Below are 23,707 nucleotides of genomic sequence, written 5' to 3'. Positions count from 1 at the left end.
CGCGGCATTGGACTATGCCGCCTAGTTCAAGATGCGGCTGCGCCGTCGCGACGCGCCGTTCATAAGTCGCCCAGATGCAGGAGCGCGGCATGCGTATCGAGTTCGTCCCCGTCGACACCCAGGCCGGCGCCACGGCCGCCCTCGCGGTCCTGGCCCATGAGGGCGCGGCCCTCTCGCCGGAAGCCAAGGCGGCCAACGAGGCCACGGGCGGCGCCCTGGCGCGCGCCATCGCCGGCGGCCGCTTCACCGGCGCCAAGGGCCAGACCCTGGACGTCGTCGCCCCGCACGGCCTGGAAGCCGCCCGCCTGGTGCTGGTCGGCGTCGACGGCTCGGGCGCCGTCGAGCCCGAGGCGGTCGAGACCGCCGCCGCCTCGGCCTACCAGGCCATCAAGACCACGGGCGTCACCGAACTGGTCCTGAAGCTGGGCGCCGACGCCGAGAGCGCCGCCCGCGCCGCTTTCGGCGCCCGCCTGGCCGCCTACCGCTTCGACAAGTATCGCACCACCGAGAAGGCCGAGAAGAAGCCCTCGATCCAGGTGGTCAAGGTCGCCGCCGCCGACCCGGTCAAGGCCCAGAAGGCCTATGAGCCGCTGTCCGCGCTCGCCGACGCCATCCTGTTCAGCCGCGACCTGGTCTCCGAGCCGGCCAACATCCTGCACCCCGAAGAGTTCGCCGCCCGGGCCAAGAGCCTGGAAAGCCTGGGCCTGGAAGTCGAGATCCTGGGCGAGGCCCAGATGGCGGAACTGGGCATGGGCAGCCTGCTGGGCGTGGGGCAGGGCAGCCGCCGCGAGAGCCAGCTGGTGATCATGAAGTGGCTGGGCGGCGCCGATAAGTCGGCTCAGCCGATCGCCTTCGTCGGCAAGGGCGTGACCTTCGACACCGGCGGCATCAGCCTGAAGCCCGCCGACGGCATGGAAGACATGAAGTGGGACATGGGCGGCGCGGCCGCCGTGACCGGCGTCATGCACGCCCTGGCCGGCCGCAAGGCCAAGGTCAACGCCATCGGCATTCTGGGCCTGGTCGAGAACATGCCCGACGGCAACGCCCAGCGTCCGGGCGACGTGGTCACCTCGATGTCGGGCCAGACCATCGAGGTCATCAACACCGACGCCGAAGGCCGCCTCGTGCTGGCCGACGCCCTCTGGTACTGCCAGGACCGCTTCAAGCCGCAGTTCATGATCAACCTGGCCACCCTGACCGGCGCGATCATCATCTCGCTGGGCCATGACTACGCCGGTTTGTTCAGCAATAACGATGGCTTGTCGGAGAAAATTCTCAGCGCCGGCAAGGCCGAGCGCGAGCCGCTGTGGCGCCTGCCGCTGCCGGCCGCCTACGAGAAGCAGATCGAAAGCCCGATCGCCGACATGAAGAACATCGGCGGCCGCCCGGCCGGTTCAATCACCGCCGGCCTGTTCCTGCAGAAGTTCGTCAACGGCGTGCCGTGGGCGCACCTGGACATCGCCTCGGTCGCCTGGAAGAAGCCCTCGGCCGACCCGACCGTGCCCGACGGCGCGGCTGGCTACGGCGTGCGTCTGCTCAACCGCCTCGTCGCCGACGCCTACGAAGGCTGAGCATGACGGCGGGTCCCTGCGAGGTCTGGTTCTACCACCTGGAGCGCTCGCCGCTCGAGGCGGTGCTGCCTGAGCTGCTGGAGAAGACCCTGGGTCGTGGCTGGAAGGCCCTGGTCCGCGGGGGCGATCCCGGCCGCATCGAGGCGCTGGACCAGCACCTGTGGACCTTCCGCGAGGACAGCTTCCTGCCGCACGGCCTGGCTTCGGAGCCGATGGCCGAGCGGCAGCCGGTGCTGCTGACAAACGACGACGGGAACCCCAATGCCGGGGACGCGCTGTTCCTGATCGACGGGGCAGAACCTGGAGATCTTTCAGGGGTTTCGCGCTGTATCCTGCTGTTCGACGGCAGGGACGAGCTGGCGCTGTCGCAGGCGCGCGGGCGCTGGTCCGTTTTCAAGAAGGCCGGGCATCCGGTGTCCTACTGGCGCCAGGGCGCCGAACGCGGTTGGGAGAAGCAGGCATGAAGCGCGTACTGTCCGCCCTGGCCTTGGGCCTGGTCCTGGCCTCTTGCTCCAGCGCCCCCGAGCCCGCGCCGCCTCCGCCGCCCAGCACCCCCACCGCGCCGCCTGCCATCGCCTTGCCCGCCAAGCCGCCGGCCTCGGAGGCGGACAAAGACCAGTGCGGCCTGAAGGACGCCCAAGCCTTCGTCGGCAAGCCGCGCACCAGCCTGCCGGCCCCGGTCGATCCCTCGCGCTGGCGCGTGGCCTGCACGACCTGCCCGGTGACCATGGACTACCGCGCTGATCGGCTGAACATCCTGTTCAACGCCGACACGGGTGTCGTCCAGGAAGTCAAATGCGGCTAAGGACCGCGCTTTCCCAAGCTCTTCTGGCTTCCGTGCGATTGAGATGAAATAACTCGAAAGCCGGAGATTCCCGCCCGGCTGGTTCAGAGCATGGTCGACCAACCGACGATCGGACCCAGAACCCGAGACGACTTGGCGGCCACGCTCCTGACGGCGTTGGGCGTCGCGTTCGGCTTTGCGTTTCTCGCCTATCTCTGCGTCGAGATCCCGCGCTCCTATAACCACGTTACGCCGATCTGGCTGTCGAACGGCTTCCTGGCCGCGTGCCTGCTGTCGTCGCCCTCACGGCGCTGGCCGGCCCTGATCGTCGGCGCCGCGCTGGGCGCGCTGACGGCCGGAGCCCATGCCGGCGACAGCCCGCTGGTCAATGTCATCCTGGTCAGCCTGAACATCACCGAAGGCGCTCTGGCGGCCTATGCCGTGCGGCGGGTCACCGGCGAGTCGATCGACCTGGGCCGGCCGCGCGACATGCTGGCCTTTGTCCTGCTGGGCGGCTTCATGGCCCCGACGGTCGCCGGAACCGCGGCCGCGTCGATCCACACCGTCCTGCGCGGCGGGGCGCTCGTACCAAACGTCATCGGCTGGGTGCTGAACGACATCCTGGGCATGCTGACCATCGGGCCGTGCCTGCTGGTGTTCTTCAAGGCCGGGCTCTATTTGCGCGAACGGCCGCTGACCCGCGACGGCGTGCTGTCGATGGTGATCTGCTGCCTGATGACCACCGTGGTCTTCGCCCAGGGCAAGTATCCGCTGCTGTTCCTGGTGCCGCCGGTCATGCTGTTCGTGGCGTGGCGCCAGGAGGTGCTGGGCGCGGCGCTGAGCGCGGTGCTGGTCGCCGCCATCGCCCTGGTCCTGACCATCGCCGGCCGAGGGCCGATCCACCTGATCCTGGCCGGCACGGGCACGCAGTCGACCGTGCTGCAGCTGTTCCTGGCCGTCTCGATCTTCGTCAGCCTGCCGGTCGCGGCCTTCCAGCGCCAGCGCCGCGCCATCCTGGCCAAGGTCGAGGAGGCCCGGGCCGAGGCCGAGCGCAGCGAAGCCCGCTACCGCCTGCTGGCCGAGAGCGCCCTGGACATCATCGCCCACAGCGACCTGCACGGGCAGATGACCTACATCTCGCCGGCCGCCCGGACGATCCTGGGCTACGAGCCCGAAGAGCTTCTGGGCACGGCCTATCTGAAGATCCTGCACGAGGACGACCGGGCCGCGATCCGCCGCGTGGTCGAGATCCAGCGCGACTGTCCGCAGGGCGTCACCGCGCCGCCGGCCGAGACGGTCGAGTATCGCGCGTTCCGCCAAGATGGCCGGATGATCTGGCTGGAATCGCGTCCGACCCTGGCCTGCGATCCCGTCACCGGCGCGCCGACCGGCATCACCGACATCATCCGCGACATCACCGCCCGCAAGACGCTGGAGATGGACCTTCGCGCCGCCCGCGCCGAGGCCGAGACCGCCGCCGCCGTGAAGGGCGAGTTCCTGGCCAATATGAGCCACGAGCTGCGCACGCCCCTGACCGCCGTGATCGGCTTCGCCAACCTGCTGGCCGACGAGCCGGGCCTGAGCCAACGCGGCAAGCGCTACGTCGACCGCATCACCACCGGCGGCCGGACCCTGCTGGCGACGATCAACGACATCCTGGATTTCTCGCGCCTGGAGCAGGGACGCATCACCCTGGATCCCCGCGTCGTGGCCATCACCGGCGTGGTGTCCGAGGTGCTGGAGATGCTGGCTCCCGACGCGGCGGCCAAGAACCTGGTGCTGCGTTCGGTGGGTGACGACGCCGCGCCGCCCGAGCTGTTCATCGATCCCGAGCGCGTGCGCCAGGTGCTGCTGAACCTGATCGGCAACGCCGTGAAGTTCACCGAGGTCGGCGAGGTGCGGCTGGAGACCGACTACGACATCCAGACCGGCCGGCTGCGCATGAGCGTCACCGACACCGGGCCGGGCGTGGCGCAGGCCGACCAGGCGCTGATCTTCGCCCGCTTCTCGCAGATCGACGAGGCGCTGAACCGTGAGCATGGCGGCACGGGCCTGGGCCTGGCCATCTCGCGCGGCCTGGTCGAGCTGATGGGCGGCGACATCGGCGTCGAGAGCACGCTGGGGCAGGGCGCCCGCTTCTGGTTCGAGATCCCGGCCCAGACCGGCCCCTCGCATGACGCGGCGGTCGACGAGGTCGAGGAGACCGAGCTGCCTCTGCCGCCGCCCGGCGTGCGAGTGCTGGTGGTCGACGACAATGCCGGCAATCGGGAGCTGGTGCGCTCGGTGCTGGAAGCGGTCGGCGTGCATGTCGCCGAGGCCGTCGATGGCGAAGATGGGGTGGCCGCCGCCGCCGCCGATACGTTCGACGCTATCCTGATGGACCTGCGGATGCCGAAGCTGGATGGCGTCTCGGCCGCCCAGCGGATCCGGGCCGAGGCGGGACCCAGCGCCAGCTCGCCGATCATCGCCTTCTCGGCCGATGTCCGCCTGGGGCCGCTGGACCCGGTGTTCGACGGGGCGACGCCCAAGCCGCTGACGGTGGCCTCGCTGCTGTCAACCCTGTCGGACGCCTTGACCGGATCGCCGAGGGAGACGGCCTAGACAACGTTGTCATTCTGCGCCAGGAATTGGTCATACCAGTAAGCGTCGCCCGGCTAGAGGCGACCTCATAGGGAGGCCGCTTAATGAAGTCCTGGCTCGCAGTGGGCGTTGCTACGCTCGCACTCTTGGCTACCACCACCGCCAGTGCAGAAGGCTGGCTGAAGGCCAAGGACGCCCGCATCGTCGACGAGGCCGGCCAACCGGTGATTCTGCGCGGTATGGGCCTGGGCGGCTGGATGCTGCAGGAAGGCTACATGCTGCGCCTGTCCAAGTTGGGTCAGCAGCACGTCATCCAAGGCAAGATCGCCGATCTCGTGGGCCCCGCGCGCCAGCAGGCGATCCACAAGGCCTGGCTCGACAACCACACCACCAAGGCCGACATCGACGCCATGGCCGCCTGGGGGTTCAACTCCGTGCGCCTGCCGATGCACTACGACCTCTTGACCCTGCCGGTCGACCAGGAGCCCAAGCCGGGCGTCGACACCTGGCACGAGGACGGCTTCAAGCGGATCGACGACTTGCTGGCCTGGAGCAAGGCCAACGGGATCTACCTGATCCTGGACCTGCACGCCGCGCCGAACGGCCAGGGCAACGACCTGCCGATCGCCGACCGTGATCCGGGCAAACCCTCGCTGTGGGACAGTCCGGAGGCCCGCCGCAAGACCATCGAACTGTGGAAGAAGCTGGCCGCCCGCTACAAGGACGAGCCGATGATCGGGGCCTATGACCTGCTGAACGAGCCCAACTGGGACTTCGACGGCTCGGGCAACAAGAACGGCTGCAAGGACGAGAAGCAGGAGAAGCTGTGGAGCTTCTACCAGGAGGCCACGGCCGCGATCCGCGCCATCGACCCGCGACACATGATCATCATCGAGGGCAACTGCTGGGGCAACAACTACAAGGGCATGGGGAAGCCCTGGGACGCCAACATGGCGCTCAGCTTCCACAAGTACTGGAACGTCAATGACGACGCCTCGATCGCCCAGCATCTAAAGCTGCGCGAAGAAACCGGCCTGCCGCTGTGGCTGGGCGAGAGCGGCGAGAACTCCAATGTCTGGTTCGCCGACGCCATCCGCCTGGTCGAGAAGCACGAGATCGGCTGGGCGTTCTGGCCGCTGAAGAAGATCGGTTTCAACCAGCCGCTCGAGATCAAGGTCGACCCGGCCTATGACGACGTGGTCGCGACCCTGACCGGTGATGCCAAGACGCCGGTGAGCGCGGACAAGGCCTATTCGGTGCTGATGAAGGTCGCCTCGCACGACGTGCGTTTCGAGAACAATGAGGCTCATCCCGACGTCATCGACGCCATGTTCCGCCAGCCGCACGATGCGACGACGCGGCCGTTCAAGAAGCATGTGGTGGGCGTGAAGGGCGCGACCATTCCGGCCTGGCAGTACGACCTGGGCGTCATCGGCGCGGCCTATGCCGACACGGACGCGGCCAACTACCACGTTTCGACCGGCGGCCAGCGCACGCCCTGGAACAAGGGCCGCACCGGCCGCAATGACGGCGTCGACCTGGAGCGGGCGGCGGACGGCTCGCTGAAGGTCACCGATTTCGCAGCTGGCGAGTGGCTGCGCTACACGGTCTCGGCGATGGCGGGGCGTTATGCGGTCAGCGTCGTGGGTGAGGGCCCGATGGAGGTCACGGTCAACGGCGGCGCGGCGGTCAAGAGCGGCGCGGTCGTGAGCCTGCTGCCGGGGACCAATACGCTGGTGGTGAAGTCGACGGGGGCGGCGCAGATCTCCGCCCTGAAAATCACCCCTGCAAAATGACGTGTCATCCCGGCCGTAGCGAAGCGGAGAGCCGGGACCCAGGGGCAACCGCAGTGCGCCGGCCCCTGGGTCCCGGGTCGGCTACGCCGCCCGGGATGACACGGTTTGTTTTGCTACAGATCAGAGCGTGCTCATCCCGCCATCGATGATCAGCTCGCTGCCGACCGTGAAGCGGCTCTCGTCAGAGGCCAGGAAGATCACCGCGTCGGCGATCTCCTTGGGCTCGCCGAAGCGGCCGGCCGGCAGGTTGGCCAGGATGCCGGCCGACATGGCGTCCAGCGAGGCGGCGTCCAGACCCAGCTTGCCGTAGAGCGGCGTGCTCACCGGCCCGGGGCTGATGACATTGACCCGGATGCCGCGACCGATCAGCTCGCCCGACAGGGTGCGGGCCAGCGAGATCAGGCCGGCCTTGCTGGCGGCGTAGACGCTGGAGTTCGGCATGCCGATATGGGCGTTGATCGAACCGTTGAAGACGATCGAGGCTGGGTTGCTGAGGATCGGGGCCAGGGCCTGGATCAGGAACAGCGGACCCTTCAGATTGACGCCGATGGCGCGGTCGAAGGTCTCCTCGGTCCAGCTTTCCAGCGGGCCGAACGGGGCGATGCCAGCATTGACGAACACGGCGTCCAGCTTGCCGAAGGCGGCTTCGACGGTCTTGGCGATCGTGGCTTGAGCGGCGACATCGCCCGCATCGGCCAGGATGGCGACGACGTCGCCGCCCAGGGCAGCCTTGGCTTCCTCGAGGCGCTGGGCGTTGGCGCCGGTGATGGCGACCTTGGCGCCTTCTTCCAGCGCGCGTTGGGCGGCGGCGAAGCCGATGCCGGTGGTGCCGCCGGTGATCAGGATGGTCTTTTGAGCGAGACGGGACATGGGGTGATCCTTCCGTTTGACGGGCCGGCGCACCGCGCGTCGGTCAGTGAGGGTGATTTAGGCTGGGCATCCGACTTGAACGATGGGTAGAAACGCGATCTATCATTCAGCTTAAGTGAATGATGGGGCGGCCATGGATCGGCTACGTGCGTTCGAGGTCTTCACCACCGTCGTCAGCCGCGGCGGCTTCGCCAAGGCGGCCGAGGCGCTGGACACCTCGCCGGCCAATGTCACCCGCTATGTCGCCGAGCTGGAGACGCATCTCGGCGCGCGGCTGCTGAACCGCACCTCGCGCCGCCTGTCCCTGACCGAGGCCGGCGAGGCGCTGTACGAACGCGCCCGCGCCATCCTGGACGAGATCGCCGAGGCCGAAGCCGCCGCTTCCGCCAATGTCGCCGAGCCGCGCGGGCGCCTGCGGATCAATGCGCCGCTCAGCTTCGGCGTCCGCCACCTGGCGGGACTGTGGCCGCAATTCATGGCTCGCCATCCGAAGGTCGAGCTGGAGATCAGCCTGTCGGATCGCGTCGTCGACCTGGTGGAGGAAGGCTACGACCTGGCCATCCGCATCTCGCGCGGCGGCTCCCAGGCGCATGTGGCCCGCAAGCTGGCGACCTCGCGCAACATCGTCTGCGCCTCGCCGGACTATCTGGCGGTCCATGGGACCCCAACCACGCCGGACGAACTCGCGACCCACCGCTGTCTGGCCTACAGCTACACGGCCATGGCCGAGGATTGGCGGCTGACCCACGCCGACGGCCGCGAGGCCAGCGTGCGGATGCGGCCGGTCATGTACTCCAACAACGGCGACACCACCCGCGCGGCGGCGCTGGCCGGCCAAGGCGTGATCTGGCAGCCAACCTTCATCATCGGCGACGATCTGCGTAGCGGAAAGCTGGTGCGGGTGCTGCCGGAGTGGAGCCTGCCCGACATCGACGTGCTGGCGGTCTATCCCAGCCGCCGGCACTTGAGCGCCAAGGTGCGCCTGATGGTGGATTTCCTGGCCGAGGCGTTCAAGGGAACGCCGCCCTGGGATCGGTAGAGGTTACTTGCGGTTCCCGACGCCCGGGAACATCGCCACGCCGTCTTCGAACACGCCCAGATAACCCAGCTCGCCCAGCAGCGGCGTTAGGTCCTCGACCAGGTCGCCCGACTGCGGCAGGTGGGCGGGGCGGCCGTCCTGGGCGTGCAGGCGGTAGACCGTCCACATCTTACCCTTGGGCGCGGGCGCGCCGGGCTGGATGAACTTGGCTTCCCAGCCGACCAGGGCGGGCGTGCGGCCGACGACGACGTCGAACGGACGGTCGCGGAAGGCCAGGTCCATCTCGATCCGCATGGCCTCGCCGATCCGGTCGTTCACCCATTCGGCGAAGGCCTCGAGGACGACCGAAGAGGACAATCCTTCCGGATTGGCCACGACGTGGTTGCGGGGATGGGCGCTACTCATGAGCGCACCATGCGCCCCGAGGTGTCGCGGAAGCGCTAAACGACATGGTTTAGGGCGCGTTCACCCTAAACCTTGCCGATCAATGGCCTAGCTTACGCTTCGGCCTCGGCCAGTTCCTCGGCCAGGGCCATCCAGGCTTCCTCGGCCTCGTCCAGCTTGGACTTGGCGTTGTCGCGGCGCTTGGTCAGTTCGGCGACCTTGGCCGGGTTCTTCACATAGAGGTCCGGATCCTCGAGCTGGGCGTCCAGCTCGGCGAGGTTGCGGGTGCAGCGGGTCATGACCTGTTCGGCCGCCTCGACCTTGCGGCGCAGGGGCTCGACGGCGGCCTTCTTCTTCGGGGCCTCGGCAGCGACCACCGGCTCGCGGTCCACCTGGGTCGGCTTCACGGCCTGCTTGGCGCGATCCAGCACGAACTTGGCGTAGTCGTCCATGTCGCCGTCGAACGGCTTCACCGAGCCGTCGGCGGCCAGCCACAGGCGGTCGGCGACCAGCTCCATCAGCGAGCGGTCGTGGGTGATCAGGATCACCGCGCCGCTGTAGTCGTTCAGCGCGTCCAGCAGGGCGCGGCGGCTGTCGATGTCCAGGTGGTTGGTCGGTTCGTCGAGGATCAGCAGGTGCGGCGCGTCCATCGCCACCATGTTGAGCAGCAGGCGGGCGCGTTCGCCGCCCGACAGGTTGGCGACCGTGGTCTCCTGCTTCTCGAAGCCCAGGCCAAACTGCGCCAGCTTCGAACGGCGCGAGCTTTCCGAGGCTTCCGGCATCGCCCGGCGGATGATCTCCAGCGGGGTGTCTTCCGGGTCCATCGCCTCGATCTGGTGCTGGTGGAACCAGCCGACCTTCATCTTCTTGTCGCGGTGCAGCTCGCCCTTCTGGACGGTCAGGGCTCCGGCGATCATCTTGGCGAAGGTCGACTTGCCCGCGCCGTTGACGCCCAGGAGACCGATGCGGTCGTCCAGGTCCATGCGCAGGTTCAGGTTCTTGAGGATCGGGCGATCGGCCTCGTAACCCACATTCGCCTTTTCCAGGCGGATCAGCGGCGGCGCCAGCGGGCGCGGCGGCGAGGGCAGGGTGAAGGGCGCGACGCGCTCCTCGATCGTGGTCGCCACCGGCTGCATCTTGGCCAGGCGCTTCATCCGCGACTGGGCCTGGGCGGCCTTGGACGCCTTGGCCTTGAAGCGATCGACGAAGGCCTGCAGGTGCGCGCGCTCGGCGTCCTGCTTGGCCTTGGCCGACAGTTGCAGGCGAGCCTTCTCGGCGCGGCGCTCCTCGAAGTCGTCGTAGCCGCCAGTGTAGAGCTCCAGCTTGCCGCCGGCCAGGTGCAGCATGTGCGTACAGCTGTTGTTGAGCAGCTCGCGGTCGTGGCTGACGATCAGGGCGGTGTGCGGGTATTTCTGGAGCCTCGCCTCCAGCCACAGCGCGCCTTCCAGGTCGAGATAGTTGGTCGGTTCGTCCAGCAGCAGCATGTCGGGCTCGGCGAACAGCGCTGCGGCCAGGGCCACGCGCATGCGCCAGCCGCCCGAGAACTCGCTCATCGGCCGCGCCAGATCTTCTTGCGTAAAGCCCAGGCCGACCAGGATTTCGGAGGCCTTGGCCGGGGCGGCGTCGGAATCGATCTCGATCAGCCGGCCCCAGATCTCGCCCATCTCCTCGGGATCGGCGGTCTCCAGGCGGGTCAGCAGGCCGTGACGCTCCTCGTCGGCCTCCAGCACCGTCTCCAGCAGGGTGAAGGGCGTAGCCGGGTGCTCCTGGTCCACCGAGCCGATGCGGGCGGTCTTGGGCAGGCTGATCTCGTCGTCGCCCGCGTGCAGCTGACCCAGGATCAGCTTGAACAGGGTGGACTTGCCCACGCCGTTGCGTCCGATCAGGCCGACCTTGGCGCCCGGTGGCAGGCTGACGCTGGCATGGTCGAAGAACTTCCGACCCCAGGCGTTGAAGGTCAGGTCACGGATCTGAAGCATTTTATGAAGGTTACGCGGCGGGGTTGGCGGGGAGGAGGCGCACGGCTATAAGCCCGCAACCTTCTAATTCACAACTCTTCTGTGAGACCTCCCGTGACCGAACGCACCTTCTCGATCATCAAGCCGGACGCCACGCGTCGCAACCTGACCGGCTCGGTCAACGCCGTGATCGAGGCCGCTGGCCTGCGCATCGTCGCTCAGCGTCGCGTGAAGCTGACCGAAGCCCAAGCCAAGAAGTTCTACGAAGTGCACGCCGAGCGTCCGTTCTACGGCGAACTCGTCGGCCAGATGACCGCCGAGCCGGTCGTCGTCCAAGTGCTGCAAGGCGACAACGCCGTGGCCAAGTACCGTGAAGTCATGGGCGCCACGAACCCGGAAAACGCCGACGAAGGCACGATCCGCAAGCTGTTCGCCCTGTCGATCGGCGAAAACTCGGTCCACGGCTCGGACAGCCTGGAGAACGCGGGCATCGAAATCGCCCAGTTCTTCACCGAAGACGAAATCGTCGGCTAAGGCTTACGCCTTACTGATCGGAAGAGGCCGGGGCGGAAGCTCCGGCCTTTTTCTTTGCGCGCTTATTGTTCGAGACGCTTAAGGTTGCGGCATGCGGTTAGCTTGCCTTGCAGTCCTGTTCCTGGCGATGGCGTCGCACGCCGCGCGCGCTCAGGCCGTCGAGCCGGTCCCGGCGCCGGCTTGCACCGCGGCGATCGCCCAGGCGGCCACCGTGCGAACCGTGGCAGGCGACCAGACGGCCTGGCGAGGGCGCTGCGTGAAGATAAACGGTGTCGCCGTCGGCTATCTCCTGTTCGACGACAATGCCGACGCCGATCGTTTCCGTCCGCGTCTGGATCCGTCCGAAACGGGCCGCGTGCTGGGCATCGATGGCTGGCGCCCCGGCAAGGACCTCTCGAAACGGCGCCGTCTGACGGTGGTCGGTCGGATCGGAGACTGCGAGCAGACGCGCGCCGAGATCCATTCGGCGGATACGCCGGACATGATCATGTTCGTCCGGGGCTACTGTCATGGCCATGACGGTGGCTACATCCAGGTCACCGAAGCGCGCGAGCGCTGAATTCGCGTTTTGCGCCCCCGACATACCTGGCGGCCGGCGTGACCCTATTCTGCGTTTCCGACGAGTCGCCGGGGAGGGGCGGGTTTGGCGAGAAGAAGAACTTTGGCGATTGGCCTGGCGGCGCTGGGCCTGCTGAGCGCTGCGCCGGCGATCGCCCAGTCCGTCGACGACGTGGTCATCTCGCCCCAGGCCAGTGGCCGGTGGCTGCGGGCCGAGAGCCAGCATGTCATCGTCTATTCCGACGAGAGCGCCGACGTGCTGCGCAAGACGGTCGCCGACCTGGAGGCGCTGGATCGGGTGCTGCGAGGCCTCTACGGCCGCCAGGACGGGCCGCCGCCGCGGAAGTTTCCAATCTACATGGTCCGCACGCCCGAGATTGGGGCCAACTCCAATCCGGCCTATCGCCGGTTCATGCCCGGCGCCGCGGTCACCGCGCTGTCGCTGGACGTGGCCGAGGTCGAGGACATCTTCGCCGTGGTGGTGCGCGACGACTTCGCCTTCTTCGGCGTGGTCGATCACACGGCGGGCGACGATGTGGTGCTGGGCGCCTATGGCTTCCACTTCTTCAGCGAGAACTTCCCGTTCCGCCAGCCGCGCTGGCTGACCAAGGGCGCGGCGATCTACTACAGCAGCATCGATATCCAGCCGCAGGCGGTGACGATCGGCCGGACGCCGGCGCTGTTCGACGACGCCCTGGCCATGCGCGGCCTGGAGCGGATCCCCGACATCATCACCGAGAGCGGCGACGGCTGGAGCCTGCCCGAGCGCCAGCGTTTCGACGCCCAGTCGGCCCTGCTGGTCCGTTATCTGTGGGCCGATCCGGATCGCAAGGCGCGGCTGGCGACCTATCTGGACCGCGTCGCCGAGGGCGGCGGCGATCCGAAGGCGATCTGGGCGCAGGTCTTCGGCCAGCCGCTGGAGGCCTTGCCCGACGCTCTGCGGGCCTTCGTGCGCAAGGAGCCGGTGGTCGCGACCTTGCCACGAGCCAGCGGCCCGCCACCGCCAATCAAGATCCGAAGGATGCCGGCCGGGGCCGACGACCTGATCCTGGAACTGCAGCAGATGAAGACCGGGGCCGTCCCCGATCGCGGCGAGCTGCTGCGCAAGATCCGCAAGGCCGCCGAGCGCCGGCCAACCGAGCGCTATAGCCGCCAGGCCCTGGCGCGGGCCGAGATCACCCTGGGCGACCGCGACAAGGGCGAGCGGCTGCTGGAGCAACTGCTGTCCGAGGACGCCGATAACCTGGAAGCCCTGCGGCTGATGGGAACCAGCAAGCTCTATCGCGCGGCGGCCGACAAGGCGCATCGCGCCGAACTGCTGGCGGCGTCACAGGTCTATCTGCGCCGGGCCGACGCGGCCGAGCCGAACGACTACCAGACCCTATTCCTGCTGGCCCAGACCATGACCGAGGGCGACAGGCCGTCGGCGGAGCGGCTGGCGTTGCTGCGGCGGGCCGTGACCCTGGCGCCGGAGGTGACCAAGATCCGCCTGGTGACGGCGATGGCCTTCCTCTACGCCGACGATGCGGCGACGGCCTATCAGCTGCTGAAGCCGATCTCGGCCGATCCCAATGGCGGGCTGGCGGCGAGCCAGGCCAAGCGGGTGCTGGAGGCGATGGCGCGGGTGGGCGTGAAGCCCTAGGCGGCGAGGCGCAGGCGCTGGCCGCGCTTGAAACCCATGACCACCAGGCCGACGGCCAGGATCACGGCCAGCACGATGCCGCTGGCGAGGGCCGGGTTGCTGCCGAACATCTGCAGGTTCCGGGCGGCCAGATAGCCGGGAGCCAGCAGCGACACGACCCACAGCGGGGCCGACAGGATGTTGGCGACCTGGAAGCTCCAGGGGCGCGAGCGGGAGATGCCGGCCAGGATCGGGATGAACGGGCGGGCGGGACCGAGATACCGGGCGGCGGCGATGGCCAGCACGCCGTGGCGGCGGGTCAGCAGCTTGGCGCGGGCCAGCAGGCGGCGCTTGCCGCCGAACAGCAGCTGGGTGGCGCGACGGCCGCCCAGGCCTCGGCCCATCAGATAGGAGACGGCGTCACCAGCGGCCGCGCCGGCGCTGCACCACAGAATGGCTTCGACAGGATGCAGCACGCCCTGGGCGATCAGCGCCCCGGCGGCCAGCATGACGCCCAGGATCGGGATCAGCAGGCCGACGACCAGCAGCGCCTCCAGCAATGTGAAGACGAACAGCGCCACGCCGGCGAAACCGGCGTTGTCGGCGGCGACTCGAAAGAGATCGGCGATCCAGGCGTCCATGAAGTGCATCATGGCGACACATAATGACGAAGTTCTGACCCGTTAGGCTTTATCGGCCGTTAGGGGCTGCGACACGCGGTCTCAGAGCTTGCTTACGAAAGCGGCCAGGGTGGCGGCATAGAGCTTGTGTTCCTGCTCCAGCACCCGGGCGGCCAGGGTGTGGTCGTCGTCGCCGGGCAGGATCGGAACGCGCGCCTGGCCCAGGATCGGGCCTTCGTCGACGCCGGCCGTGACCAGGTGGACGGTGCAGCCGGCCTCGGCCTCGCCGGCCGCGATGGCGCGGGCGTGGGTGTCCAGGCCGGGATAGGCGGGCAGCAGGGACGGGTGGATGTTCAGCATCCGACCTTCCCAGGCGTCGACCAGGAAGGGCGTGAGGATCCGCATGTAGCCGGCCAGGGCGATGACCTGGATCCCGCGCTCGCGCAGGGCCGCGTCGATGGCCCGCTCATGGGCCTCGCGGTCCTTGCCGAAGGGCTTTTGATCGACGCAGAGGGCTTCGACGCCCTCGGTCGCCGCCGTGGCCAGGCCGCCGGCGTCGGGCTTGTTGGCCAGGACCAGGGCGATCTCGAACGGGCAGTCGGGGTCGCGCGCGGCGGCGACGAGCGCTTCCATGTTCGAGCCGCGCCCGGAGATCAGGACGGCGACTTTGGTCTTCTGGGTCACGCGGATCGTTCCGTGGGGCCGCCCTCGTCCTTCGACAGGCTCAGGATGAGGGCTACTGGGGAGCTTGAACTGAAATCCTCATCCTGAGCTTGTCGAAGGACGAGGATTTCACGCAGGGCCTAAGCCTTGACCAGCTGGCCGCAGATGAAGGCGTCCTCGCCGGCGTTTAGCAGGGCGGCCAGGACCGGTTCGGCGTCGGCCTGCGCCACGATGACGATGAAGCCCACGCCGCAGTTGAACGTGCGGCGCATCTCGTGTTCCGAAACGCCGCCCGTCTTGGCCAGCCAGTCGAACACGGGCGGTTGGGCCCAGCTGTTCCAGTCGAACTCGGCGGCCAGGCCTTCGGCGATGGCGCGGGGCGGGTTTTCGATCAGGCCGCCGCCGGTGATGTGGGCGCCGCCCTTGACGCGACCCGACTGCAGCAGGGGCAGCAGCGACTTCACATAGATGCGGGTCGGGGCCATCAGGGCCTCGGCCAGGGTCTTGCCGTCTTCAAACGGGCAGGGGGCGTCCCAGGCCAGGCCCGAGCGCTCGACCACGCGGCGCACCAGCGAGTAGCCGTTGGAGTGCGGACCCGACGAGCCCAGGCCGATGATGATGTCGCCGGCGCGCTGCTTGTCGAGTTTCGGCAGGACGTCTTCGCGGTCCACGGCGCCGACCGAGAAGCCGGCCAGGTCGTACTCGCCGTCGCTGTACATGCCCGGCATTTCGGCGGTCTCGCCGCCCACCAGGGCCGCGCCGGCCAGCTTGCAGCCCTCGGCGATGCCGGCGACGACGCTCTTGGCGACCTCGATGTCCAGCTTGCCGGTGGCGAAATAGTCCAGGAACATCAGCGGCTCGGCGCCTTGCGCCAGCAGGTCGTTGACGCACATGGCCACCAGGTCGATGCCGACCGTGGCGTGCATGCCCGCGTCGATGGCGATGCGCAGCTTGGTGCCGACGCCGTCGGTGGTGGTGACCAGCAGCGGGTCTTCGTAGCCGGCCGCCTTCAGGTCGAACAGGGCGCCGAAACCGCCCAGGCTGGCTTCCGCGCCGGGGCGGCGGGTGGCCTTGGCCAAGGGCTTGATGGCGTCCACCAGGGCGTTGCCCGCGTCGATATCAACGCCTGCCTGGGCGTAGGTAAGGCCGTTCGGCTGATCGCTCATGGTCGCTCTGGCGCTCGCTCTGGATTTATCGGAGGACGGTAAGATCCTCCGAACACGCGGAAAATTTGCTTTCCCGGTACGCTGAGCGCGTCTTGACGCTTGCAGACTCGGGGGTGCGCGAGGCTATTAGCAGCCGATGAAGCCGATCACCACTACCGCCGAGCTGGCGGCGTTCTGTAATGCGCTCGCGGGCGAGCCTTTCGTCGCCGTCGACACCGAGTTCATGCGCGAGACGACCTACTGGCCAAAACTGTGCCTGATCCAGGTCGCGTCGCCGACGCACGAAGCCGTTATCGACCCGCTGGCCGAGGGCATCGACCTGGAGCCGTTGCTGGCCGTCATGCGTGACACCAGCATCCTCAAGGTGTTCCACGCCGCGCGTCAGGACGTCGAGATCTTCAACAATCTCAAGGCCATGCCGCGTCCGCTGTTCGACACCCAGGTCGCCGGCATGGCGGCGGGCTTCGGCGAGCAGATCGCCTATGACGCCCTGGTCCGCCAGATGCTGCGCATCGAGCTGGACAAGTCCAGCCGGTTCACCGACTGGGCTCGCCGGCCGCTGACGGACGCCCAGCTGACCTACGCCCTGGCCGACGTCACCCACCTGGCGGCGCTGTTCCCGATCCTGCGCGAGCGACTCGAAACCTCGGGCCGCCTGGCCTGGGTCGAGGAGGAAATGACCGCGATCTCGGATCCGGCCGCCTACGACGTCGATCCGGAGAAGGCCTGGCGTCGCCTGCGTCCGCGCAAGACGGCGCCGAAGTACCTGGCCGTGTTCAAGGCCGTCGCCGCCTGGCGCGAGCGCACCGCCCAGAACCGCGACCAGCCGCGTGGCCGCATCCTGAAGGACGAGGCCATCGACGAGCTGGCCACCCAGGCCCCGACCTCGCTGGACGCCCTGAACAACCTGCGCGGCGTGCCCAAGGGCTTTGGCGGCAGCAAGTTCGGTCCCGACCTGCTGGCGGCGATCAAGTCGGCCCTGGCCGATCCGGAAGGCTACGCCCCGGTCGTCGACAAGCCCGGTCCGCCGCCGCCCCAGAACGCCGGCGCCGTCGTCGAGCTGCTCAAGGTGCTGCTGAAGGCCCGCGCCGAAGAGGCCGGCGTGGCGTCCAAGTTGATCGCCACGGTCTCGGACCTGGAAAAGATCGCCGCCGACGACAACGCCACCACGCCGGCCCTGGCCGGCTGGCGCCGCGACGCCTTCGGGGCCGACGCCCTGAAGATCAAGCGCGGTGAACTGGCCCTGGTGCTGGACGGCGCCAAGGTTCGTGTCGTCGAAGTGCGCCGCGCGCCCAAGGCTGAATAAGAACGCCTCTCAAAGCTCTATGACCTTAAGGGAAGTAGGGCTTTTCCTACCCGTATCGGGTCCTGTACAAGGCCACGCAAAGGTTTGCTGGCGTACAAGGCGTCGCGCCCGGGGCTTCACGGAGACCGGACGCGCCGAGTAGGGGGTCGCGTTGAGTGCTTTCTGGGGAAATCTGGCGGTCGCCTACCGCCCTGCGGCCTTTTCACGCCGCAAGCAGGTTCCCCTTCGCCTCTTCGTCGTCCTGGTGCTGGCCGCCCTGGCGATCGCCAAGCCGGGCCTTGAATTCGTCCTGCCCTGGTCGACCCTGTACGTCGTGGCCCAGGTCGCCGAAGTGCTGGCGCTGAACCACTTCCTGAAAAGCGCCGATCCGCGTCGGGTCGTGGCGTTGAACCTCACGGCCGACATCGCGCTGGCGCTGGTCTTCGGCTGGCTGGCCATTCCCGTCTGGGCCACGGGCACGCCCGTCGGCGCGGCCGGGGCCATCCTGCTGCTGTCCGGCTCGATCATCACCGCCCTGATGGGCGCGCAAGGCTGCCTGGCCGCCTTCGTCGCCGCCGTCACGCCGCATGTCAGCTATCTGGTCGTCACGCCGCTGGTGTCGGGCGCGGTCCACGATCCGATCTGGCCGTTCTTCCTGGCCGGCGTGGGCCTCTTCTGCCTGACCCTGTCGATGGTCTTCCTGTGGTCGCAGCGGACCCTGGCCGCCGAGCGCGCCGCGCGCCGCGCCGCCGAGGCCCAGACCGCCGCCAAGTCCGCCTTCATCGCCATGGTCAGCCACGAGCTGCGCACGCCCATCAACGCCATCCTGAACGGCGCCGAGGCCCTGGAGCGCGACAAGTCCGGGGCCTCGCTGATCGCCGACGCCGGCGCGATGATGCGCACCCTGCTGAACGATCTCTTGGACCTCTCCAAGATCGAGGCCGGGCGCATGGGCGTCGAGGTCGTCGACCACGACCTGCGCGCCCTGGTCGGCGACACGGTCGGCTTCTGGCGCACCGCCGCCGAGGCCAAGGGCGTCTGCCTGGTCCTGAACGGCGCCGAGGACCTGCCACAGTGGGTGCGCGGCGACCCGATGCGCGTGCGCCAGGTGCTGAACAACCTGCTCAGCAACGCCATCAAGTTCACTGCCGAGGGCGCGGTGACGGTCGGCGTGCGGGTCGACACCCAGCCGTCGCGCATGGTTTCGATCGAGGTGCGCGATACCGGCCCGGGCCTCGCCGACGACCAGATCGAACGCCTGTTCAGCCCCTACGAGCAGGCCGGGACCGACACCGCCCGGTCGTTCGGCGGCACGGGCCTGGGGCTGTCGATCAGCCGCGACCTGACCCGCCTGATGGGCGGCGAGCTGTCGGCCGCCAATGCCGAGGGCGGCGGCGCCCGTTTCACCCTGCGTCTGCCCGCGCCGCCCGGCGCAGAGCCGCCAGCGCCCTCGCCGGACGAGGCCCTGGAGACCCGCAGCGAGGCCCCGCTGATCCTGGTGGTCGACGACCACGACATCAACCGCCGGGCTCTCCGCCAGATGCTGGAGGCCTTCGGCGCTCGCGTGGAGACCGCCGATGACGCTCTGACCGCCCTGGCGATGGCCGAGCGGCAGGTGTTTGACGCCATCCTGATGGACGTGCGCATGCCCGGCGTCGACGGTCTGGAGGCCACCCGCCGCCTGCGCGCCAGCCGCGCCAATCGCGCTACCCCGGTGATCGCCGTCACCGGCGCGGTCTCGCCCGAGGAGGTCGCCGCCTGCCGCGAGGCGGGCATGACCGGCTGGGTCGAGAAGCCGGTGAACGCCAAGGACCTCTACGCCGCGCTTTTCGGCTGAGACCTTCGCATTTTCGCCCCACATTCCGGGCGATCCTGCGTAGAAGTCTCGCAGGTGATTCAAGGTTCTATCGGTAGTGTCTGAGGTCGGGGTCCTAAGCCGGAAACGGCATCTCCAGTGGCTGATCGCCGGAGGCGTTCTGCTGGTCATCGTCGGGGCGGTGCTGCTGCCGCGCGCCCGCGACAAGGCGCCCAAGACCGGCGCGCAGGCGACGGCGGAGCAGTCCGTCAACCTGCCGCAGACGCCCGCCGACTGGCACGGCACCATCGACTACAAGGCCTTCGACGCCCGCATCAACGCGATGATGACCGATCCCTCGATGGAGGGCCTGGGCGTCGCCGTGGTCGAGAAGGGCCGACTGTCGTTCGTGAAGGGCTATGGCCTCACCGCCAGCCAGCACGGCGAGCGGGTCACCCCGCAGACAGTGTTCCGCTGGGCGTCCTTGTCCAAGACCATCGCCGGCACGCTGTCGGCCCGGCTGGCGGCCGATGGGACCTTCTCGCTGAACGATCCGCTGGGCATCTTCGACACCAGCCTGCGCCTGCCGGGCGAGGCCCAGAACAGCCTGACGATCGAGCAGCTGCTGTCCCAGCGCACGGGCCTGGGCAAGAACGCTTATGACGGCCAGCTGGAGGACGGTCAGGACCCGGCCAAGATCCGCAGCAGCTTCGGGGCGCTGAAGACGGTCTGCCCGCCCGGCACCTGCCACAGCTACCAGAACATCGCCTACGACACGATCAGCGAGGTCATCCGCGAACGCACCGGCGCGCCCTATGCCGACACCGTGCGCCGCCGCATCTTCCAGCCGCTGGGCATGAGTGGAGCCACCATCGGCATGGCCGGCCTGACCTCGGCCGCCCACTGGGCTCGGCCGCACCGTCACGGCAATGAGCTGAAGCTGTCGGAGGCCTACTACCGCGTCCCCGCGGCCGCCGGGGTCAACTCGACCATCGTCGACCTGGCCGCCTGGATGCAGGCCCAGATGGGCCTGCGCCCCGACGTCCTGCCGCCGGCCGTGCTGGAGGAGGTGCAGCGCGCTCGCGTCGCCACCGGCCGGCCCTATGGCCGCCTCAACATCGCCCGCGAGCTGAAGTCGCCCGGTTACGGCCTGGGCATGCGTAGCTTCGACTACAAGGGCCACCACCTGATCGGGCACAGCGGCGGCGTCTCGGGCTACCGCTCGACCATGATGTTCGACCCGGCCACCAAGACCGGCATCGTCATGCTGTGGAACAGCGACGCCAACCTGCCTTTCCGCTTCCAGGCCGAGTTCTTCGATCGCGCCTTCCAGTTGCCGTTCACCGACTACCTGGACCTGGACAGCGGCGCGCCGGCGACGACCAGCGCGGCCGAGGTGTCGGGGTAGGGGTCTTCACCCCGGATTGAACCTCAAGGGCGACTGAGCCACCTTGGCTGTCGACCGATGCGCGCCGAGTCACGAGCGCGCCCGGCCAGGGGGACATCGATGCTGACCCAACTCTTCGGGGATCGCCGCCACGGCTGGGCCTTCTGGCTGGGCTGCCTCTTGGTGACGGCCGGTGTCGTCCTGCACCTGCCGATGTACTGGATGGGGCGGAACATGGGTTTCCGCCTGGTCGGCATGCCGATGGACGCCGAGATGCTGTGGGGCATGCTGGTCATCATCGCCGGTATCGGCCTGGCCGCCTTCGGCTTGCTGCCGCGCGTCGATGACGACACCAGCATCGCCGGCGAGATCGCGCCGCCCGAGGACGCGCCCCTGACCAAGGCGCACTGGTTGATGTGCGCGCTGCTGGCCCTGGCCCTGATCATCGACATCATGAAGCCCGCCAGTCTGGGCTTTGTCGTGCCGGGCATGAAGGCCGAGTACGGCGTGACCGGCGCCATCGCCTCGGCCCTGCCGTTCGCGGCGCTGTCGGGCACCGTCGTCGGCTCGTTCCTGTGGGGCTGGCTGGCCGACATCTACGGACGGCGGGCGTCGATCCTGCTGTCGTCGGTGATGTTCGTCGGCACCTCGATCTGCGGCGCCATGCCGGACTTCTGGTGGAATGTCGGCATGTGTTTCCTGATGGGCGCGGCCGCCGGCGGCATGCTGCCCGTCGCCTACGCCCTGCTGGCCGAGATCATGCCGACCAAGCATCGCGGCTGGAGCTTGGTGCTGGTCGGCGGTATCGGCGCGGTCGGCGGCTATTTCGCCGCCAGCGCGCTGTCGGCCTGGCTGCAGCCCGTCTGGAGCTGGCGGGTCATGTGGTTCCTGAACCTGCCCACGGGCCTGATCCTGATCGCGCTGAGCCCGCTGTTGCCGGAGTCGGCGCGCTTCCTGCTCCACACCGGCCGCAAGGCCGAGGCCCTGGCCATGCTGAGCCGCTTCGGCGCCGCCATCCGCACCGATACGCCCAAGATCGAGCCCGACCACTCGCACCTGCCGCCGATCGATCACCGCTATCGCGGGGTGACCGCGGCCCTGACCCTGGCCGCGCTGGCCTGGGGGCTGGTCAATTTCGGCATCCTGTTGTGGCTGCCCAGCGCCCTGGTGGCCGAGGGCGTCAGCGTCCAGGCCGCCTCGGGCCTGATCGCCAAGTCGACCCTGATCGCCGCGCCGACCGTGGCGGTGTCGGTCTGGCTCTACAGCGCCTGGAGCACGCGTGGCGCCTTGGCGCTGATGCTGGGCCTGACGGCGCTGGGGCTGTTTGGCCTGCTGCTGCGCAGCCTGGGTGTGGCCGCCTTGGCCAATCCGATCGCGCCGCTGGCCCTGCTGATCGTCGGCTCCAGCGGCGTCATCTCGATCATCCTGCCCTATACGGCCGAGAACTTCCCGCTGCGCATCCGTGGCCGCGCCTCGGGCTGGATCGCAGGGTGTAGCAAGCTGGGCGGCCTGCTGGCTCAAGGCCTCAGCGTCGCGGCCCTGGCCCCGCCGCTGGGCGTGGCGGCGGCCATGGTCGGCGGCCTGACGGTGCTGTCGCTGGCGCTGGTCATGACCTTGGGGCGCGAGACGCGGGGACGAGACCTGCGGGCGCTGGAGTAGTTCCGCGTGTTCCCGTTGACTTGAGCAACTTACGGGCGCTGTCTCGACCCGCTGAATCTTTGCTGGGGGGCGATATGAGAGCGGCGTTCATCTCAAGCGTTTTTGCCGTGACCATGGTCGTGGCGGGCGGAGCGCAGGCTCAGGATTCCAGTTCACCCAGGTGCCGTCTGAAGGATGGCGTCCCCATCGCCGAGGCGCGCACCGGCCTTTGCGGCTTCGATGTCGCTAAGCAACGGTTCGAGGGATCACCCAGCGAGCAGGCGCGGTGCCTGCTGCGGCAGGTCAAGCAGGGCGCCAATATCGGCGAGCCGACCGCGCCGGCCAGCTTGACCGATCGCGCCGGCGCTTCGTTGTTGTTCAGCCGCAAAGGCCTGGAGGCCTATGCGGCGCAGAAGGGCATCGCCCTGAAGGATCTTGGACTGGACGGTAGTACGCCGCTGGCCGCCGAGTACTTCATCATCCACGACACCAGCACGCCCAACTGCTCGGAAGGCGGTTCGGCGTCATGTCCGGTCCTGGGGGAGTTTCCGGTCGATCGAGATCAGGAGACCTGGCGGATCAACCGCACGTTCGGCGGCCACAAGCCTGTCGGATCGGCCAAACCGATCGCGCACGCCTGGACCAATCGTGTCGGTGAATCGATCGTCGAAACGAAGTTCGAGACACACATCTCGCATCTCAAATTCGACTATTGCCACAACGCCAGCAGTAAGCGCGGGCTGTTCCTGGGCGTCGAGAACATCCAGCCCCGGATCGGCAAGCCCGCCATTCCGGCGCCCGGCAAGAAGGCCAACGACCTGATCGCGCCGACACCGGGGTTCACCGAAGCCCAGTATCGGCGGCTGGCCTTGCTGTATGTCGCGGCCAGCGCGCGACGGGGTCATTGGCTGACGCCGGCCTTTCACGCCGTCATCGACGCCAAATATCGCGACGGACACGATGACCCTCAGAACTTCGACATCGTCACGTTCGATCGGGTTCTGACCGAACTCGTCGGGTCGCTGGAGGCGATGCCGAAATAGGCGCCGGCTCCCGCTCAGGCAGCGGGAGCCTCGGAAGGCTAGTGGTGCGCGAACTGGCTCAGCGCGCCGCCGGCCGCCAGGCCCAGCGCGCAGAAGACGCCCAGGTGGAAGACGACGCCGATGGCGACGGTGCGGCGCACCGACCAGGTGTTTTCCTGGGCGAAGACGCGGCCCAGTTCGGATTGCAGGGTGCGGGCGCCGCTGGCGACGGCCGCGTCGTGATCGTTGGCGATCCGCAGGTCGGGGCGCTTGTGGGCTTCGGGAGCCGGGGCGATAGCGTCCAGATAGTCGAACTTACGCTGCAACATCACTGACCTCCTTTGTTGTTGAGGCCACGATGCGTGAGGTAGAGCTAACAAATCATGCTCGAATAACCGCGTTTCCCTGCGACAACTTGTCATTCACCCCGTATTGG

Annotated in this window: 22 protein-coding genes and 1 pseudogene; 15 read left to right on the top strand and 8 right to left on the bottom strand. The window is 68.3% G+C overall.

Translation table 11 applies throughout. The features are described from left to right. Nucleotides 1-89 precede the first annotated feature (89 nt). The 6 genes from AC1RRR_RS04995 (at nucleotide 90) to AC1RRR_RS04970 (ending at nucleotide 6,880) form a co-directional block, all read left to right on the top strand. A complete protein-coding gene (locus tag AC1RRR_RS04995) occupies nucleotides 90-1,571 on the top strand; it encodes a leucyl aminopeptidase (protein WP_492811015.1) in 1,482 nt (493 codons plus the stop codon). A 2-nt stretch (nucleotides 1,572-1,573) separates the two neighbouring features. Next, complete coding sequence (locus tag AC1RRR_RS04990; protein WP_492811013.1) at nucleotides 1,574-2,035, top strand: DNA polymerase III subunit chi; 462 nt, start codon at nucleotides 1,574-1,576, stop codon at nucleotides 2,033-2,035. Then, nucleotides 2,032-2,376, top strand: coding sequence for a peptidase inhibitor I78 (locus tag AC1RRR_RS04985; protein ID WP_454716412.1), 345 nt, complete (start codon nucleotides 2,032-2,034; stop codon nucleotides 2,374-2,376). The genes AC1RRR_RS04990 and AC1RRR_RS04985 overlap by 4 nt, the downstream gene beginning before the upstream one ends. 132 nt (nucleotides 2,377-2,508) lie before the next feature. Then, a complete protein-coding gene (locus AC1RRR_RS04980) occupies nucleotides 2,509-4,956 on the top strand; it encodes an MASE1 domain-containing protein (RefSeq protein WP_492811011.1) in 2,448 nt (815 codons plus the stop codon). 83 nt (nucleotides 4,957-5,039) lie between these two features. Further along, nucleotides 5,040-6,731, top strand: a complete 1,692-nt coding sequence (locus AC1RRR_RS04975; RefSeq protein WP_492811009.1) for a cellulase family glycosylhydrolase — start codon at nucleotides 5,040-5,042, stop codon at nucleotides 6,729-6,731. Continuing rightward, entirely contained in the window at nucleotides 6,728-6,880 is a 153-nt protein-coding gene (locus AC1RRR_RS04970) for a hypothetical protein (protein ID WP_492811007.1), read from the top strand. The genes AC1RRR_RS04975 and AC1RRR_RS04970 overlap by 4 nt, the downstream gene beginning before the upstream one ends. Here the strand turns inward: AC1RRR_RS04970 and AC1RRR_RS04965 are convergent. Continuing rightward, a complete protein-coding gene (locus AC1RRR_RS04965) occupies nucleotides 6,852-7,601 on the bottom strand; it encodes an SDR family oxidoreductase (RefSeq protein ID WP_492811006.1) in 750 nt (249 codons plus the stop codon). The two genes, AC1RRR_RS04970 and AC1RRR_RS04965, sit on opposite strands and share 29 nt — an antisense overlap. A 133-nt stretch (nucleotides 7,602-7,734) precedes the next feature. Between AC1RRR_RS04965 and AC1RRR_RS04960 the strand changes: the two genes are divergently transcribed. Next, nucleotides 7,735-8,640, top strand: a complete 906-nt coding sequence (locus AC1RRR_RS04960) for a LysR family transcriptional regulator (RefSeq protein ID WP_492811004.1) — start codon at nucleotides 7,735-7,737, stop codon at nucleotides 8,638-8,640. Between the two features lie 3 nt (nucleotides 8,641-8,643). On the opposite strand, the gene AC1RRR_RS04955 is transcribed toward AC1RRR_RS04960, so the two are convergent. Continuing rightward, nucleotides 8,644-9,045 (bottom strand): hypothetical protein, encoded by a 402-nt coding sequence (locus tag AC1RRR_RS04955; RefSeq protein ID WP_492811003.1) that lies wholly within the window; start codon nucleotides 9,043-9,045, stop codon nucleotides 8,644-8,646. A 92-nt stretch (nucleotides 9,046-9,137) separates the two neighbouring features. Next, nucleotides 9,138-11,003 carry an ABC-F family ATP-binding cassette domain-containing protein gene (locus AC1RRR_RS04950; RefSeq protein ID WP_492811001.1) on the bottom strand — a complete coding sequence of 622 codons (1,866 nt, stop codon included), beginning with the start codon at nucleotides 11,001-11,003 and terminating at the stop codon, nucleotides 9,138-9,140. A 93-nt stretch (nucleotides 11,004-11,096) separates the two neighbouring features. Here AC1RRR_RS04950 and ndk point away from each other — a divergent pair, with 93 nt between their 5' ends. The 3 genes from ndk to AC1RRR_RS04935 all read left to right on the top strand — a co-directional run bounded on the left by ndk (nucleotide 11,097) and on the right by AC1RRR_RS04935 (nucleotide 13,716). After that, nucleotides 11,097-11,516, top strand: a complete 420-nt coding sequence (gene ndk, locus AC1RRR_RS04945; protein ID WP_172271551.1) for a nucleoside-diphosphate kinase — start codon at nucleotides 11,097-11,099, stop codon at nucleotides 11,514-11,516. Between the two features lie 91 nt (nucleotides 11,517-11,607). Beyond that, complete coding sequence (locus tag AC1RRR_RS04940) at nucleotides 11,608-12,075, top strand: hypothetical protein (RefSeq protein WP_492810999.1); 468 nt, start codon at nucleotides 11,608-11,610, stop codon at nucleotides 12,073-12,075. Between the two features lie 102 nt (nucleotides 12,076-12,177). Continuing rightward, a complete protein-coding gene (locus tag AC1RRR_RS04935; RefSeq protein ID WP_492810997.1) occupies nucleotides 12,178-13,716 on the top strand; it encodes a tetratricopeptide repeat protein in 1,539 nt (512 codons plus the stop codon). Here AC1RRR_RS04935 and AC1RRR_RS04930 read toward each other — a convergent pair. The 4 genes and pseudogenes from AC1RRR_RS04930 to purM form a co-directional block, all read right to left on the bottom strand. Then, nucleotides 13,713-14,336: a DedA family protein gene (locus tag AC1RRR_RS04930; RefSeq protein ID WP_492810995.1), complete on the bottom strand. Its 624-nt coding sequence runs from the start codon at nucleotides 14,334-14,336 to the stop codon at nucleotides 13,713-13,715. The two genes, AC1RRR_RS04935 and AC1RRR_RS04930, sit on opposite strands and share 4 nt — an antisense overlap. An 81-nt stretch (nucleotides 14,337-14,417) precedes the next feature. Continuing rightward, nucleotides 14,418-14,999 (bottom strand): phosphoribosylglycinamide formyltransferase, encoded by a 582-nt coding sequence (gene purN, locus AC1RRR_RS04925; RefSeq protein WP_492810994.1) that lies wholly within the window; start codon nucleotides 14,997-14,999, stop codon nucleotides 14,418-14,420. An 18-nt stretch (nucleotides 15,000-15,017) separates the two neighbouring features. Beyond that, nucleotides 15,018-15,115, bottom strand: a pseudogene (locus tag AC1RRR_RS04920) (hypothetical protein); the annotation flags it as partial. A 3-nt stretch (nucleotides 15,116-15,118) separates the two neighbouring features. Next, nucleotides 15,119-16,144 (bottom strand): phosphoribosylformylglycinamidine cyclo-ligase, encoded by a 1,026-nt coding sequence (gene purM, locus AC1RRR_RS04915; protein WP_492810992.1) that lies wholly within the window; start codon nucleotides 16,142-16,144, stop codon nucleotides 15,119-15,121. 136 nt (nucleotides 16,145-16,280) lie between these two features. Here purM and rnd point away from each other — a divergent pair, with 136 nt between their 5' ends. The 5 genes from rnd (at nucleotide 16,281) to AC1RRR_RS04890 (ending at nucleotide 23,292) form a co-directional block, all read left to right on the top strand. Continuing rightward, nucleotides 16,281-17,450 (top strand): ribonuclease D, encoded by a 1,170-nt coding sequence (rnd, locus tag AC1RRR_RS04910; protein WP_492810991.1) that lies wholly within the window; start codon nucleotides 16,281-16,283, stop codon nucleotides 17,448-17,450. Between the two features lie 151 nt (nucleotides 17,451-17,601). Continuing rightward, on the top strand, nucleotides 17,602-19,266 hold the full coding sequence (locus AC1RRR_RS04905) for an ATP-binding protein (protein WP_492810990.1): 1,665 nt from the start codon (nucleotides 17,602-17,604) through the stop codon (nucleotides 19,264-19,266). Between the two features lie 76 nt (nucleotides 19,267-19,342). Then, nucleotides 19,343-20,632 (top strand): serine hydrolase domain-containing protein, encoded by a 1,290-nt coding sequence (locus AC1RRR_RS04900; protein ID WP_492810989.1) that lies wholly within the window; start codon nucleotides 19,343-19,345, stop codon nucleotides 20,630-20,632. 99 nt (nucleotides 20,633-20,731) lie between these two features. Then, nucleotides 20,732-22,270 carry an MFS transporter gene (locus tag AC1RRR_RS04895; protein ID WP_492810988.1) on the top strand — a complete coding sequence of 513 codons (1,539 nt, stop codon included), beginning with the start codon at nucleotides 20,732-20,734 and terminating at the stop codon, nucleotides 22,268-22,270. A gap of 107 nt (nucleotides 22,271-22,377) precedes the next feature. After that, nucleotides 22,378-23,292: a hypothetical protein gene (locus AC1RRR_RS04890; RefSeq protein ID WP_492810986.1), complete on the top strand. Its 915-nt coding sequence runs from the start codon at nucleotides 22,378-22,380 to the stop codon at nucleotides 23,290-23,292. Nucleotides 23,293-23,330: 38 nt separating this feature from the next. Here AC1RRR_RS04890 and AC1RRR_RS04885 read toward each other — a convergent pair whose 3' ends face one another. Then, complete coding sequence (locus AC1RRR_RS04885) at nucleotides 23,331-23,603, bottom strand: hypothetical protein (protein WP_492810985.1); 273 nt, start codon at nucleotides 23,601-23,603, stop codon at nucleotides 23,331-23,333. Nucleotides 23,604-23,707 lie beyond the last annotated feature (104 nt).

This window comes from Caulobacter sp. GW821-FHT12D05, from assembly GCF_058807295.1.
This window is presented reverse-complemented; position numbering and strand designations above follow the sequence as displayed.

What these genes read in the sequence shown, in the direction of transcription:
- AC1RRR_RS04895 (WP_492810988.1), top strand. Translation starts at nt 20,732, where the DNA reads ATGCTGACCCAACTCTTCGGGGATCGCCGCCACGGCTGGGCCTTCTGG.
- AC1RRR_RS04965 (WP_492811006.1), bottom strand. Translation starts at nt 7,601, where the DNA reads ATGTCCCGTCTCGCTCAAAAGACCATCCTGATCACCGGCGGCACCACC.
- rnd (WP_492810991.1), top strand. Translation starts at nt 16,281, where the DNA reads ATGAAGCCGATCACCACTACCGCCGAGCTGGCGGCGTTCTGTAATGCG.
- AC1RRR_RS04955 (WP_492811003.1), bottom strand. Translation starts at nt 9,045, where the DNA reads ATGAGTAGCGCCCATCCCCGCAACCACGTCGTGGCCAATCCGGAAGGA.
- AC1RRR_RS04995 (WP_492811015.1), top strand. Translation starts at nt 90, where the DNA reads ATGCGTATCGAGTTCGTCCCCGTCGACACCCAGGCCGGCGCCACGGCC.
- AC1RRR_RS04985 (WP_454716412.1), top strand. Translation starts at nt 2,032, where the DNA reads ATGAAGCGCGTACTGTCCGCCCTGGCCTTGGGCCTGGTCCTGGCCTCT.
- AC1RRR_RS04960 (WP_492811004.1), top strand. Translation starts at nt 7,735, where the DNA reads ATGGATCGGCTACGTGCGTTCGAGGTCTTCACCACCGTCGTCAGCCGC.
- AC1RRR_RS04970 (WP_492811007.1), top strand. Translation starts at nt 6,728, where the DNA reads ATGACGTGTCATCCCGGCCGTAGCGAAGCGGAGAGCCGGGACCCAGGG.
- AC1RRR_RS04930 (WP_492810995.1), bottom strand. Translation starts at nt 14,336, where the DNA reads ATGGACGCCTGGATCGCCGATCTCTTTCGAGTCGCCGCCGACAACGCC.
- AC1RRR_RS04940 (WP_492810999.1), top strand. Translation starts at nt 11,608, where the DNA reads ATGCGGTTAGCTTGCCTTGCAGTCCTGTTCCTGGCGATGGCGTCGCAC.
- purM (WP_492810992.1), bottom strand. Translation starts at nt 16,144, where the DNA reads ATGAGCGATCAGCCGAACGGCCTTACCTACGCCCAGGCAGGCGTTGAT.
- AC1RRR_RS04990 (WP_492811013.1), top strand. Translation starts at nt 1,574, where the DNA reads ATGACGGCGGGTCCCTGCGAGGTCTGGTTCTACCACCTGGAGCGCTCG.
- AC1RRR_RS04950 (WP_492811001.1), bottom strand. Translation starts at nt 11,003, where the DNA reads ATGCTTCAGATCCGTGACCTGACCTTCAACGCCTGGGGTCGGAAGTTC.
- AC1RRR_RS04975 (WP_492811009.1), top strand. Translation starts at nt 5,040, where the DNA reads ATGAAGTCCTGGCTCGCAGTGGGCGTTGCTACGCTCGCACTCTTGGCT.